Raw genomic sequence first — 13,065 nt, 5'->3', positions numbered from 1 at the left:
TTCACGACGCACGATCTGCGGATCGCCCACCTGAACCTGTACGGGACGAACCCGGTGCTCCTCGTGGAAGATCCGTCGCCGCACTGGCAGGAGGTCCTGAACGGGCAACGCGAGATGGCCTGTGCCGTGACCCCCGGGGGGGGCTCCTGGTGGCATCCGACGAGTCGTTCCCGCAGATGTTCTCCAAGGGAGGGCAGCCGGCGAACCTGTGGCGCTGGGCGCTGTTCTCGGAGGAAACGCGAACGGTCCTTGTGAACTGGGACAAGCGCTGGGCGCCGGATTTGCTCGCTGAGTTGAGGCTGGCTCGCTACCGGTATCCGGCCGACGACACGGTGCGGGCTCTGTATGCGGACGCCGTCCGTGACCCGGCTCTGCAGCAGATTGTCGCCGAGCCAAGCCGGGGTCTGAACGGCCAGGCGCACCCTCTGCGCCATCCGATGCACGGTGAGGGAACGGCGCGGTTCATGGCTGCCCGTGCTGTCGGGGTGAGCGTCCTGACCATCCTCTTTGAGTCCGCTGCCCAGTAGCACCACCAACGCCAGGAGGGAGGATCTCGATGCGGCTCTTGGTCCCGGACGATCCGGTGTTCCTCGGTATGTTCATCGGGATCGAGCAGCCTTTGTTGTACGACCTGTATCACTTCTACCGAAACGATCTGAGTGATGGACAGGACCTGATGATCCGCACTGCGTATTGCAAATGGGGCGAAATTCAGCAGAGTTTTCCGCCTCTGCTCCAGTGGCAGGACCTGGTCCCGGCGGCCCGAGGGCAGGGGGGCCGGAAAGGCTATGCCCTGCACGACTCGCGAGGCCGACAGCTGACGTGCCTGTACTCCGTGGACGTCCCGGCGGAGTATCTGCACACCCTGCGGGCCTGTCACACCATGCTCGCTCGAGCGGAACGGGAAACTGGCCGGCTCACCGATGCGCTCGACGAGCTGGCGGAGGAGACGAGCATGCGGTGTCTCGTCGGTGACTTCGGACGCGTACTGGATGTGATGGAGCTCAAGACACCGCCCGGCCTCCTCAGGGCCATTGGGCGTGGAGCGCCGTCCGGGCCGGTACCGGCCATCACGCTGGATGCGGCGCAAGAAGCCGAGTATCAGGACTTCTGTGGACGCGTCGTGTACGCCTTGAGCGCCGGTGACAGGTTCACCTACACCTCCCACCGCGCGATGTACTTCTGAAGCAGGTGCCCGGAGGGCCCGCACCGGTGGCGGGCCCTCCCGCCCGCGCGTCACCCCGAGACGCGCCGAGGCGTGAGACAAGTGCCGACCTCCGTACGTGCCTCACGAATATCCGAGAGTTCGTCAGGCACGTACGGCAACCGCCCTCATGGGACGTTGTCGACGGCGAGGAACCTTGCTTCAACCAGCCGCAACGAGGTCCGTCAGGTACGCAGAAGTCATGGCAGGGCCGCGCGAGGCCGCTTGAACCGTCCGGGTGCAGTATGGGGTGGCGGTCCAAAAGTCCGTGAGGCACGGAGAACGCCTCAACCATCTCCAGCGCATGAGGTGCGAGGTCGGCGACGACACTCTCGACGACGTCCGGCAGATCCAAGACCTGATCGGTAGTCAGACGCCCTTGCGCCAGGAGGTCGCCGCTGTGGGCGGCCACTTCGCGAAGGGCGAAGAGGCCGTGCAGGTCCACGAGCAGCGACCGGGCGTGTGCCGATGCGGTTTGGGCGGACGCACTCAGCAGAGCCTCGGCGGCCAGGCGATGGGCATGCGCGTCGACGAGTTTCAGGGCCGGGGTGACCGTTGTGTTCCATCGTTCCAGGGGTGAGCGAGCCCCCTTGGTGCGCAGCCGCGTACGCGCCCGCTCGTGCCATATTCGCTCTACGTCCGCCAGGAGGTCCTGCAAGTGCTGCGGATCGCGCAGCGAGCGATCCTCGGGCAGTGCCTCACTGGCCGGCTTCGGGGTGAGGCCCCCCAGAAGCATCTCCCCGGCCGCCTTGGTCCAGATGACAAGATTGTCTCCCTCGGCGGTGATCGTGCCCTCGTTGGCGGCTAGCTGGAACGTTATGCCGTTGGCCAGAGCGAGCCCTTGCGCACCGCACCTCTCGCGGCACTCCGTCATGACGGCCCGGGCCCGCCATGTGATCCACCCCTTGGCGACGGCTATCAGCCGTTCGCAGTCCTCACGGTCGGCCTCCGTGGACTGGCTCCACTGCCGGACAACGGACCGGTGCAGCAACGTGGCTGCGTAAGTCGAGGCAAGGGCGTCCAGGAGCGGTGTGTGGTGGCTCCGATGTGACATCAGGGGCACCCGCTGCCCCTTGGTCATTCCTGCTGTCTGCCGGGTGTGGGCGTGCCGCACGGCGATGCCCAAGGCGTGCCGTGTCACTCCCAGGCTGTATGCGCTCATGCAGAGTTTGCCCATGGTCACGCGACCGATGGAATGGAGGAACCGTTTGCGGCTGTTGCCCAGGGAGCTGACGAACTGGCCGTCCGGGCGGAGTCGTCCATGCTCCCCCTGCAGCATGGCGGTGAACGGCAGGGGGACGCTGCGGAACGCTGTGGTGCAGTGATCCACGGGAGCGCTTCCGGTCTGGGGCAGGTCCCAGACCTCAACACCCGGCAGATGCTGCCCGTTCCTGTCGCTGAGAGGGGTCAGGAACAGGAACACGCCCTTGTCGTCCCCGTCAACGATCAGCCGGGCCGCGACGAGTGCGTCCTTCGCGCCGCCTACGGAACTGGTGTTGGGCATGAACTTTCGGGCGCCGTCAGACGGGGTGTCGAGCACGAAGCCGCCTGACGCCCGATCGAACGTGGCGGTGGTTTCCAGCTGGGAAGCGTCATTGCCGTGTGCTTGCTCGGTGCACAGGAAGGTCCCCAGACGCTCCATCTGGAGGTAGGGCGTCAGGTTCCGGTCCTCATGGTCGTGATCCAGGAGGCTGCCGAGGAACAGATTGAAGTGGATGCTCGCGATCGTTGCCATGCCGGCATCGGCAACCCCTGCCCATTCGTGCAACGCGGTCAGGGAAGCGGCGTCGGCAACCAGAGCCCGAGCATCGGAAACAGCCTCATTGACCAAGTGGAGTCGCTGATAGGACAGCTCGGTGCGCTCCCGGTGCGTGAGTCCTTCCTGGAAGGCGAAGGGAGCAGAGCTGAACAGCTCGCGCCACGGCCCGTGGAACTGCTCAGCCTGCGTGCCGAAGAGGGCAACCTGAAGCGCAGGCAGGGGGCTTGTCTTGCTGGAGAGGGGGGAATCGATCACTCCGGAAACGTAGCCCAGATGCACAGGCGCCACAGCATGGTGATCAACACGATTGACACAGGCCGAACGGTGGTAGTTGCCCATTGGAGTCGAAGTGGCCTGCGAGCCGGTCCAGGAAGCGGCACATCACCTCGGCGGTGAAGCCCTCGGTGGCCGTGACGGTTTGAGTCGGCCCCACTCGGACGGTCTGAAGTGGCCCCACCCAGAGATCGATTGGGGCGGTGTGACGGTTTCAAGTGGCCCCGGCTGTCGGTGCGAGCTGGCCCCACCGGCGTCGTCTGGTGGCATGATCGCGGCATGACTGCAGTGCTGCCGCGGACGATCCGAGCCGTGGACACCGACCAGTTCCTCCTGCTGAAGCAGGAAGCGGCGCGGTTGGGCTTCAGTCAGCGGCTCCCGGCCGATTGGCTGCGGGAGCACTGCGCCTGCCGAAAAGCTCATCCGCGCAGGTCATGCGGCATGTCGGTACTCGTGGAGGATGCCGCCGAGTCGTTGGCGTCGTCGTATGTCGAGGCGGGTGATCTGCTTCGGATCGCTGATCGGCATCGGCAAGGGGCGTAGCGGGCGGGCGTTGGCGATGCCTTGATGGGGCCGGTGGGAGTTGTAGAAGTTTTCGAACTCGCGTAGCGCGTGGAGCAGGTGTCGCTGGTTCCAGATCAGGGTGCGGTCCAGCAGCTCGCGCCGACAGGTCTGCACCCACCGCTCCATGATTGAGTTCATGCGCGGCATCCGTACTCCGCTGAGCACCACCTCGATACCCGCGTCCTTGAGTACCTCGTCGAACAACCGCGGGAACTTCCCGTCCCGGTCCCGGATCAGGAACCTGGCCCGGCAGCCGGCGTCTTCGAGGTCCATGACGAGGTTCTTCGCGACGTGCGTCACCCAGGATGCGGTGGGGTGCGCGGTGGCGCCGAGGACCCGGATCCGGCGGTTCGCGTGCTCGATCGCGGCGAACACGTACAAGCGGGCCCCGGACAAGGTGACGGTCTCGAAGAAGTCGCACGCCAGGAGCGCGTCGGCCTGGGAACGCAGGAAGCCCGCCCAGGTGCTCGAGGCCCGCTCGGGCGCCGGGTCGATGCCGGCCTCCTTCAAGATTTCCCAGACGGTGGAGGCGGCCACCGTAACGCCCAGAACGAGGAGTTCGCCATGGATGCGGCGGTATCCCCAGTTGGAGTTCTCGCGGGCGAGCCGCAGCACCAGCAGCCGGATGGAGCGCACGGTCCGCGGCCTTCCCGGGCGCTTGGGCCGGGAGCGCGCAGCGTGGCGGCGTGCGACCAGATCGCGGTGCCAGCGCAGCACGGTGTCCGGACGCACCACCAGCCGTATCCTGCGCAGCACCTGCGAGGGCAGGCGGTGCAGCAACGCCGCCAGGAACGCGCGATCGTTCGGGGAGAACCGAACCTTTTCGCCACCGAGTTGGCGCTCCAGCACCGTGATCTGATGCCGGAGGGCGAGGATCTCCGTTTCCATGTCCCGGTCGCTCATGGGCAGCAGGCGCAGCACGGCGAACGCGTTCGTCACGGTCAGGTAAGCCAGTCGTAGCAGCACGAGCAGCCATCATGCCGGGGTGATCGCCAGTCCCGCGAGAGCACCGATTCCAGCGTCCGTGCTCGAGAACCCGCGCATCCCGCACACCGGCTCCTACCTCGGCGGATGAGGTTTTCGGCAAGGGCAACGTACCGTGTGAGAGCCTCAACGATGGGCGACGTATGAGTGGCAGTAGCTGGCGACAGATCCTGTCAAAGGTCGCTACGCCCATTCCACGCCCAACTTCCGCAGCGCGGCCAGCTGCTCCGCGCTGAGCTTGTCCCGCCTGGTTTTGGTGTTGGAGATCCATACGCCCAGCTTGACGATCACCGGCTCGGTCTCGCCGTCGACCGCGAGCTCCTCAGCGTGGCCGCGTGGTGTCGCGACCAGCTAGAGATGATGTGATCTTGGTGTTCGGCTGGCCTTTCTGACCTGGAGCACCTCAACTGCGTTCGGACAACATCTGAGAGCTGCTTACCTGCAGGTTCTCTGATCCGTAGGCCTCTGAACTGGCTCGCCGCAACTTGCCCTGGACTCACATCAAGTGACCTTGGACGCGTATAGAGCAGGGACCTGAGGGAGTGCGGATGCCTGCTGCGATCTCCCGTCGATCTTTTCAAGCTCGCCAGGTCCCGGGCGGGCTTGTGAACGCCATGTTCAGCGCTATGGTCTCTCGGCGCCGGGGGGTGGGCACGGCGAAGGGGCGAGGGCGATGATTTGCCCGGTGGCTGCGGTATGGCGGCCTCGAGTGGGAGGTTGCGTTCCGTGTCTGACTTGCCTGCCCCGAGTTCGACGGGTGTTCGTATCGCCGGTGACCGGTACCAGTGGCTGGTCGCGTGGCAGGGCTGCGTCACAGCGGTACGGGACGCGGCGATGCGCGTGCCGAACCCGGTGGTGGCGGTGGGCGTCGAGATGGATGGTGTGGGGAACGTGGATGACGTTGTCCTGTACCGTACGGAGCCACCGCATACCTATATGCAGGTCAAATACGCCGCGGACAGTTCCTCACCTGTCAACGAGGAGTACTTGCTCAAGCCGAGCGACCAGGGCGGTCCGTCGATCCTGCGCAAGGTGGCACAGGCTTGGCAGCAACTCGCCGGGGACGGCTTGCCGGTTGATCTTGCGTTGTTGAGTAACCGGTCCCCGGACGCCGGGGATCCGCTGATCTCGCTGCGGGATTCCCGCACCCAGTTGCTCGTGCCGAAGGCGGCGCAGCAGGGACCGCGTTCGAAGAAGGGGCAAGCGCGCAGTCGTTGGGCCGCCGGCATCGGGTTGAGCGAGGACAGGCTGCTGGATCTTCTGAAGGTGCTGCGCTTCGACCTGGCACGGGACGTGCTGCACCTGCATGAGCACCTGCAGATGCTGATGTTTGCTGCGGGGCTACGGTTCGACGAGGGGGCTATGCACGCCGGAGCGGACTGGGTGGCGCGCCAAGTCGCCGATGGGCAGCGCAGGCTGTCTCTGGCGGATGTCAGGGAGGCGATCCAGTCTCTGCGTCTGGAGGCCGGCTCGTCACGGGCGGTGCTTTCCGTCGCCACGCTGAAACCGGACCCGATGGCGGAGGACGCCGACTACGCGGTGGACTGGGCGGACCACTTCGAGGGCGCCTCGCCCTACGTGAAGCGGCGTCCGCTTGCCCCGGCGACCTGGGCGCAGTTGCAGGCGGACATCGAAGCGGCACCGTTTCGATGCCGCCGGGCACGACCTCCATCGCCGTCACCGGCAGCCTGCGTCTCGCACCCGCGTTTGTGGTCGGCGCGGCTTTCCGCATGGTGACCGGAGTCGATTTGGCCGTGGCCCAGCGCGGACAGGTCTGGTCGTCCGCTGCCGAGTACGACGCTGTGCTGGCCCCGGATGTTGATGAGCACGCTCTCGGTCTCGGACCGGACCTCGCCGTGGCCATAGGCGTCGCTGTCGACCCCACCGAGGACGTGCTGGACTTTCTGCGGGAGCAGCAGATACCCGTCTCCCGTCTGCTGGTGCTGCGCCCACCCGGCGGCGCGAAGGACAACGCGATCCCGGATGCGGCCACGGCCAGCGCACTGGCCGTCGGAATCCGGGGCCTGCTGCGTCGTGCCTGCCGCACACATCCAGCGATCCACCTGTTCCAGGCCGCCCGATGGGCCTGGCTCTGCTGCTGGGCAATCGGTGGAACCGCTTGCGACCCACCACTGTGTATGAGGACGTCAACGGACAGCAGGTGTATGAGAAGGCGTTCGTCGTCGACGCGTAAACCCTGCCCGCTCACGCCTCGGTGTCCAACACCCGCAGCCGGGCCTCGGCGTCGGCGACGACCAGCCCCGATTCCTCGGTCAACTGTCCATCCGCGTCCGTGATCGGGCAACTCATGACCATGACGGCGAGGCCGGCGAGATCCACCATCGTGGCTACCTCGGCGCGCTGACGGGAGTCGTACCGGGTGAAGTCGTCGCACGCTTCGGTCAGCGCGGTGAATGACGGCAGCCGTCTTACCAGGATGAACCGAAGGTCCCGCAGGACGCGACGTATGTCCTTGCTGCGCGCGTACAGTGCGGACGCCGCATCCTCCGCCGCGCTCATCTCCGTCTCGGCCCGCTCCAGGTCCTGCGCCATCTCCCGCTGGCCGCGTCTGGCTGCGCGGCCCTGCCACTCCACGATGGCAGCCAGCGAGAGAACGGCTGGAGCCGCGACGATCACGGACAGCACCGTTGTCCCGGCCGCCACCCCGCCACCGCCTGCGGCAAGAGACCCGCCTCCCAGCCATGCGAGCGTGGCACTGGTGGCGGCCGCCCCGGACAACCCCGATATCGCCGTGCCGGTCGAGGCGGAGGCGAAGGCGCCCACCGCGAGGTAGGTGCCTGCCCAGGCGCCGTAACCTGCGAGCGCGCCGCCGCCAGCGCGCCGACAGCGGCCGTCACAGCGCGTTCGCGCAATCGCCGGAGCACAATGTCCACGTCGCCGCCGACGGTTGGCATCTCGATCGCGGCCAGATCGACCAGATCGGCGTGCTTGAGCCGCCGAAAAACGTCATAGAAGGGGACGAGGGCCTCGTCGTAGAGCGTCTGCCGTGCCTTGTGCTGGGCGGCGTTCTCCGCGGCTGCCCGCTGGTTGAGCTCCTCGTGGCACTCAAGTAGACGCTCGTACCTCCGTCGGTTCGCCTTCGCGAGCCTGACGGCGTCGACTATGGCGACGGCCATGCTGCCCCCTCAACACTCAGCTCGATGATCTTAGCGCCGCATCAGGCAACCTTCGCCCCGTTGCGACGTGCCGTGGCTGAACGCATGCCGTGCGGGAGGTTGATGACGACGAGGCCGCCTCAACTGCCCGAAACATCCCATGTCCCCCCAGCTCGTCGGCCGGGGTGCGCTCTTACGGGAGCGCACCCTCGTGCGATCCCGCTTCGCGGGGCGAGCGTTCCATGCCTGACGGGGCAGCCTCCTGATTGCTCGATGCGTTGCCCCTCGGCAGCCGGATCGGCGGCACGGTACGGGACACCCCACGCCATGAAGATCAACGCGACCTGGTCCCAGGGGCGTTGTCAGCGGGTGCCCGTACCGTGGGAACGAGCAGCCATCGAACGTCCGTTTTCGGCCGCGCCTCGCAGGAGCCGCGGCCGGGGCGTGCCCGGGCTGAACGGCGAGCCCGAGGAGGCACACCGCATGGGGATCGACGAGGCATTCGACGCGCTGCAGAAGTCCGTCGACGAGGACATCAAGAAAACGCGGCTGGCCCGCGGGCGCCGGGACCTGTTCAAGGAGGCGCTGCTGAAAGAGCCCGACGTCCTCGAGACGTTCGGATCGGGCTCCTTGAGCCGCAGCACGCAGCTCAAGCCCATCCACGACGTTGACATCGTCGTCGTCTACGACCCGGACGAACACCCCGAGTGGGGGAGCAGCGGGCCGAGCGCGGAGGAGGCCCTCGAGCACATCCGCTCCCAGGTCAACCGGCTGCTGAGCCAGAGCAAAGGCACTCACGCCACCGTGGTTCGGCACACCCTGCTGCGCAACCACGCCGTCAAGTGCTTCCTCGACGACCCCGACGACCCGGAGGCCTTCACCGTCGACGTCATGGCCGCGCTGCGCCAGCCTGACAACTCGCTGCTCATCCCCGAGCAGCTCAGCGCCCGATGGGTGCCAGCCAACCCCGAATACCTGATCAACATGGTGGCCGAACACCAGCGGGACTGGTCGTACTTCCGGCCGCTGGTCAGGCTGCTCAAGCAGTGGCGACTCGACGTGCAGGTCGAAGGGCGCATCAAGTCCCTCGTCATGGAGGTCCTTGCCCTGCAGTGCCTGCCCGCGTCCGGCAACCGTTGCCAGGGGTTGAAGACGTTCTTCACCGCCGCCGCGACCCGGGTCAACGAAGGCGTGTGGGACCCGGCCGGTCTGTGCGGCGAGATCCAGCCCGACCTGGATCGCGAAGGTCTGTCGGCTGCGTTCGCCGAAGCCGCGGACCTGGCAGACCAGGCCTGCACGGCGGCGGCCGAAGGCGACACAGACGAGGCGCTGCGGTTGTGGCAGGAGATCTTCGGTGAGGACTTCCCGGCTCCCGCCGCTGCCCCCAAGAGCACCGCGTTGATAGGCGCGCCCGCGCTCATCAGCCCCCGCCCCATCAAGGACGCACCCCAGGGATGACGACCGCACCTGTCTGTGGCGCCCGCACTCCCATCGCCTGGTGGGAGTGCGAACCACGCCGACTGCGACGAGACCGGGAGGAGATCCCTGCCCACTTCCCGGACCTCGTCTTCAGTGACGAGGGAGCGGGAAGCTGGGAGGGCACGCTGCCGCGCTGGCCGTTCGGTCGGCCCGAGCCCACCCACCTCACCGACTGGATAGGCGAGAGCGGCCTCCGACTGCGCCTGGCATACAGCCAGGCTTACCCCATGGTGGCCCCGCGCATCATCCCGCTGGACCCGCTGCCCGCCCCGTTCGAGTGGACCCAGCACATCTGGCACGTCAACGGAGACGCCAGCCTGTGCCTCCTGCAGGACGACGTATGGACGGGCCGTGAGACCGTTGTCGACCTGCTACTGAAGGCCGCCGGCTGGCGGATCGAGTACGCGCTGATGAAATACCAGGCGATCGAGGAGATGACCGGCAGCGGCATCGTCACCGACCACCGGCTCGACCACTTCCTGGCCCAGCCCCCGCCACCCGGGGACGGCGGGCAGGACGGTCCCGCGTGCTGATCCTCATTCCACAGGACGCCGCGACCGTACTCCGCGCCTCGGGCGCATGGGGCCGGCTGTCGTTGCGTATCAGCCAGCCGGACGACCTCGCTGTGGTAGGCGGAATCTCCGAGGGCGGCGGCTCCATCATCTCGGTCGACCCGCCGCCGCCCGCCCCCCGCCTGCTCGCCAGCTGCGACTCCCGCCCTACCGGCTACTGGTACCGGGCCAAGAACGAACTGCACGCGCTCTGGCACCTCCTGCGAGTACGGCGTGACACGGCCATGAAACTTGACGTGTTCAAGGACGCCGTCCCCAACGGTTTCAAGACGCCGGGCGACGGCGGCTATGTCGCCCTCACCCACGCCCCCGGCGTGAAGGACGCTTATCCCGAAAGCCGTCTGCCCGACCTCGTCGCCTGGCACGTCACCCGCGCGGGCTTCCAGCCCCTCGAGATGTCGGCCGAGCCCGAAACCACCGGGATTCGGCAACTCGACCATCACTGGCCCGTACAGGAACTGCAGAATGCCCACATCATGCTGGTCGGGGCGGGGAGTATCGGCTCGGCCACCGCGCATGCGCTGGCCGGCTACGGCATCGGGCACCTCACCCTCGTCGATCCTGACCGCCTCCAATGGCACAACCTCGTCCGGCACACCAGTTCCCGCAGGCACATCGGCCGCACCAAAGTCACCGCACTGGCTGAGGAACTCACCCAGCTGCGCCCCGACACCGCCGTCACCCCCCTCGCCCTGGACGTCATCGAGCACGCCGACCAGATCCGCGCCCTCCTCATGGACACCCACCTCGTCGTGTGTACGGCTGACGGGGTGGCCGCACGCCGCGTCACCGGCCACCTGGCCCGCCGCGCGGACCGCACCGCCATCCTTGCCTGCGTTCTGCAGTACGGAGCCCTCGGCGAAATCATCCGGCTGCACCCATGGCGCCGGCACGGCTGCCTGACCTGCCGCCGCCACAGCCTCACCGAAGCCGGCAGCCTCGACCCCGAACCCGCCCTGGACGCCGGATACGGCACCGGAACCCGACACCGACCGATGACCGCCGTCGGCCCGGACCTCCACCTCGTCGCCCACCTCGCGGCGAAGACCGCCGCCGCCACCCTCCTCGAACACGCCGGACACCCCGATCAGCGCCTCCCCGGAGAACACGCCCTGATCGGACTGCGCCGCCAACCTGGCTGGGCCGCGCCCTTCGACCTCGGCCGCACCGCCGAACTTCGCTGGCTTCCCGCCACCCCGCCGCGGCCCGGCTGCCCCACCTGCGAAGCGCCATGACCCCGCAGCCCGTGACCGTCGTACACCTCACTGCTCCGGCCGCCCTCGCGATCACCACCGAACTGCACACGGTCGACCACACCACCGAGACCGGGGAATCCTGCTCGGACACCACACCAGATACACCGTCACGATCTGCCACGCCGGGGCCCCCCGGACCTGCCGCCGTCCGCACCCCTACGTACTTCCTGCGCGACCTCGGGCACGCTCAGATACTCGCCGACGAGGCATTCACGGCCGACCGCAGCGTCTGGGTCGGTGAATGGCATACCCATCCCGCGGGCCTCCCGGCCCCAGTGCACGCGACACGGCCACCTACCGTCAGCTCGCGGAAGATCCTGAGCTCGGCTTCCACAGTGTCGTCGCGCTGATCTTCGCCTGCCGGGAGGGCGCTGGACGGGAACCGCCTGGACCTGCCACAGCCGGCGCGTCACCCCTGTAGAGCTCACCATCAGCCCCGTGGGCAGACCGATATGAGCCGCTGCCACAGGTTCTTTGTGTCCCTGGCCTCTGTGCCCGGCGGCGCCGACAGCCATCGCACAGCCAACCCAACCCACTACCGCCGCTCGTGGTGCTCCACCCTGCCAGCACGCACCCGAAGCCGGATTGGGAACTCACCGCGAGCAACCCCCGTCCCTCGCCTGGCCGCTCAAATATCGGTTGCCCGGGCGTTGCCGGAAGCAGACCCTATGCCCAGTCGTCCTCCAGGTCGCCGCGGCCGACGACCATGTCGTCGAGACCTTCCTGGGTGATCGCTTCGGTGCCGTCCTCGATGGACTGCTGAGCGGTCTGGCACAGGAGCTGATCCAGGGTGTCCATGTAGCCGCCGGTCCGCGCGTGGAGCTCCGTGTCGAAGTCGAGGAGCTTTCCTGCACCAGGGACATGGTTGTACAGACGGAGGTTCTTGTCGTAGTCCATCAGGACGGTGCGCCAGGCGTCCTGCTGTCCCTCGTGGAAGGGGATGCGGCGGATCCGCATCACGGGCAGCGTGGTGCGGAACTGCTCGGACTGGTCGGGGCGTTCGCCGTGACGGCGATGGCGGAGAGCTTCCTCGACGATGTCGACGGCACCGTTTCCGCAGTAGATGACGGAGGCGCGCAGACGGGCCTGCAGGCTGTCGAAGTAGGCGAAGGCCTTCGTCAGGTCGTTGCTGTGGATGCGGTCGATCCCGTCGATGCAGATCAGGGAGGTGCCGCTCTCCCGCATCGTGTGGATGACCGGTTCGGTCATGTCGGTGCTGCGGTAGGTCCGCTTGTCGAGGTTGAGGGTGTGGTCCATGCCGAAGAAGTCGGCGAAGGGCAGGGACCAGTCCAGGTTGCATTCGTGGCGCGGCGGGACGTTGATGTAGACGACGGGGGTCCATTCCCTGTCCGGCCGGCGTTCGTTCTCCAGCAGTCCCTGATAGGCGCGGGCGATCTGCGCCAGCAGGGTGGACTTGCCGGCACACCCGTCGATGACCATGCTCATGCGCTTTCCGACTCGCCTGAACCGGTTGGTGCGCAGAGTACGACGGGCGTCCAGCAGACCCCGGGTCACGTCGGGGGTGCTCACGCAGGGCAGGTTTCCGTGGTACATCATCCGCACGTCGGTGTCGGGGAGTTTCGTGCCCGAGGGGGCACAGTCGGCCAGGTCCGGGGGCTTGGGTTCGTGGTGCACGAAGTCCATCAGACCCTCGCGCGTCGAGAGCAGGTCGGGATCCAGCAGTCGGTACAAGGGGGCCGGGGCCACATCTAGGGTGACTGGGCTCTGCGAGGTGTGCGTGGTGGGCATCAGGTCTCCTGCGGGATGGGGGAGGCCGACGACGGGTCTTCTCCGGCGCGGGAGGGCGGCTCGGCGGCGAGATTGCGGAAGATGTCTCCGGCCGCTCCGTCCAGACGGG

Annotated in this window: 12 protein-coding genes and 1 pseudogene; 7 read left to right on the top strand and 6 right to left on the bottom strand. The window is 67.3% G+C overall.

The window, feature by feature from the left end; translation table 11 throughout:
• Window positions 1-149 precede the first annotated feature (149 nt).
• Both PYS65_RS00205 and PYS65_RS00200 read left to right on the top strand, forming a co-directional pair.
• Window positions 150-527 (top strand): MmyB family transcriptional regulator, encoded by a 378-nt coding sequence (locus PYS65_RS00205; protein ID WP_279331620.1) that lies wholly within the window; start codon window positions 150-152, stop codon window positions 525-527.
• 29 nt (window positions 528-556) lie between these two features.
• Window positions 557-1,186: a hypothetical protein gene (locus tag PYS65_RS00200; RefSeq protein WP_279331619.1), complete on the top strand. Its 630-nt coding sequence runs from the start codon at window positions 557-559 to the stop codon at window positions 1,184-1,186.
• Here PYS65_RS00200 and PYS65_RS00195 read toward each other — a convergent pair.
• The 3 genes and pseudogenes from PYS65_RS00195 to PYS65_RS00185 form a co-directional block, all read right to left on the bottom strand.
• Window positions 1,152-3,218, bottom strand: coding sequence for an acyl-CoA dehydrogenase family protein (locus PYS65_RS00195; protein WP_423836055.1), 2,067 nt, complete (start codon window positions 3,216-3,218; stop codon window positions 1,152-1,154). The genes PYS65_RS00200 and PYS65_RS00195 overlap by 35 nt on opposite strands.
• 450 nt (window positions 3,219-3,668) lie before the next feature.
• Window positions 3,669-4,766, bottom strand: coding sequence for an integrase core domain-containing protein (locus tag PYS65_RS00190; RefSeq protein WP_279331618.1), 1,098 nt, complete (start codon window positions 4,764-4,766; stop codon window positions 3,669-3,671).
• A gap of 201 nt (window positions 4,767-4,967) precedes the next feature.
• Window positions 4,968-5,123 (bottom strand): annotated as a pseudogene (locus PYS65_RS00185) (helicase associated domain-containing protein); the annotation flags it as partial.
• Between the two features lie 387 nt (window positions 5,124-5,510).
• Between PYS65_RS00185 and PYS65_RS00180 the strand changes: the two are divergent.
• Window positions 5,511-6,521 carry a hypothetical protein gene (locus PYS65_RS00180; protein ID WP_279331617.1) on the top strand — a complete coding sequence of 337 codons (1,011 nt, stop codon included), beginning with the start codon at window positions 5,511-5,513 and terminating at the stop codon, window positions 6,519-6,521.
• Entirely contained in the window at window positions 6,434-7,081 is a 648-nt protein-coding gene (locus PYS65_RS00175; RefSeq protein WP_279331616.1) for an SAVED domain-containing protein, read from the top strand. The genes PYS65_RS00180 and PYS65_RS00175 overlap by 88 nt, the downstream gene beginning before the upstream one ends.
• On the opposite strand, the gene PYS65_RS00170 is transcribed toward PYS65_RS00175, so the two are convergent.
• Both PYS65_RS00170 and PYS65_RS00165 read right to left on the bottom strand, forming a co-directional pair.
• A complete protein-coding gene (locus PYS65_RS00170) occupies window positions 6,990-7,421 on the bottom strand; it encodes a hypothetical protein (protein WP_279331615.1) in 432 nt (143 codons plus the stop codon). The two genes, PYS65_RS00175 and PYS65_RS00170, sit on opposite strands and share 92 nt — an antisense overlap.
• Window positions 7,418-7,921: a hypothetical protein gene (locus PYS65_RS00165; protein WP_279331614.1), complete on the bottom strand. Its 504-nt coding sequence runs from the start codon at window positions 7,919-7,921 to the stop codon at window positions 7,418-7,420. Before PYS65_RS00165 ends, PYS65_RS00170 begins: the two co-directional genes overlap by 4 nt.
• Window positions 7,922-8,344: 423 nt before the next feature.
• Here PYS65_RS00165 and PYS65_RS00160 point away from each other — a divergent pair, with 423 nt between their 5' ends.
• Genes PYS65_RS00160 through PYS65_RS00150 form a run of 3 tightly spaced genes read left to right on the top strand, consistent with a single transcriptional unit; the run spans window position 8,345 to window position 11,186 of the window.
• On the top strand, window positions 8,345-9,358 hold the full coding sequence (locus PYS65_RS00160; protein ID WP_279331613.1) for an SMODS domain-containing nucleotidyltransferase: 1,014 nt from the start codon (window positions 8,345-8,347) through the stop codon (window positions 9,356-9,358).
• Entirely contained in the window at window positions 9,355-9,912 is a 558-nt protein-coding gene (locus tag PYS65_RS00155; protein ID WP_279331612.1) for a ubiquitin-conjugating enzyme family protein, read from the top strand. The genes PYS65_RS00160 and PYS65_RS00155 overlap by 4 nt, the downstream gene beginning before the upstream one ends.
• Window positions 9,906-11,186 carry a HesA/MoeB/ThiF family protein gene (locus tag PYS65_RS00150; protein ID WP_279331611.1) on the top strand — a complete coding sequence of 427 codons (1,281 nt, stop codon included), beginning with the start codon at window positions 9,906-9,908 and terminating at the stop codon, window positions 11,184-11,186. Before PYS65_RS00155 ends, PYS65_RS00150 begins: the two co-directional genes overlap by 7 nt.
• Window positions 11,187-11,873: 687 nt before the next feature.
• Here PYS65_RS00150 and PYS65_RS00145 read toward each other — a convergent pair.
• Window positions 11,874-12,956 carry an ATP-binding protein gene (locus tag PYS65_RS00145; protein ID WP_279331610.1) on the bottom strand — a complete coding sequence of 361 codons (1,083 nt, stop codon included), beginning with the start codon at window positions 12,954-12,956 and terminating at the stop codon, window positions 11,874-11,876.
• Window positions 12,957-13,065 lie beyond the last annotated feature (109 nt).

This window comes from Streptomyces cathayae (assembly GCF_029760955.1).
Classification (GTDB): domain Bacteria; phylum Actinomycetota; class Actinomycetes; order Streptomycetales; family Streptomycetaceae; genus Streptomyces; species Streptomyces cathayae.
Note: the sequence above shows the minus strand (reverse complement) of the source record. Positions and strands in the feature narration are given on the sequence as shown.

Coding starts and splice junctions, on each gene's coding strand:
- PYS65_RS00200 (WP_279331619.1), top strand. CDS start 557: ATGCGGCTCTTGGTCCCGGACGATCCGGTGTTCCTCGGTATGTTCATC.
- PYS65_RS00175 (WP_279331616.1), top strand. CDS start 6,434: ATGCCGCCGGGCACGACCTCCATCGCCGTCACCGGCAGCCTGCGTCTC.
- PYS65_RS00165 (WP_279331614.1), bottom strand. CDS start 7,921: ATGGCCGTCGCCATAGTCGACGCCGTCAGGCTCGCGAAGGCGAACCGA.
- PYS65_RS00155 (WP_279331612.1), top strand. CDS start 9,355: ATGACGACCGCACCTGTCTGTGGCGCCCGCACTCCCATCGCCTGGTGG.
- PYS65_RS00145 (WP_279331610.1), bottom strand. CDS start 12,956: ATGCCCACCACGCACACCTCGCAGAGCCCAGTCACCCTAGATGTGGCC.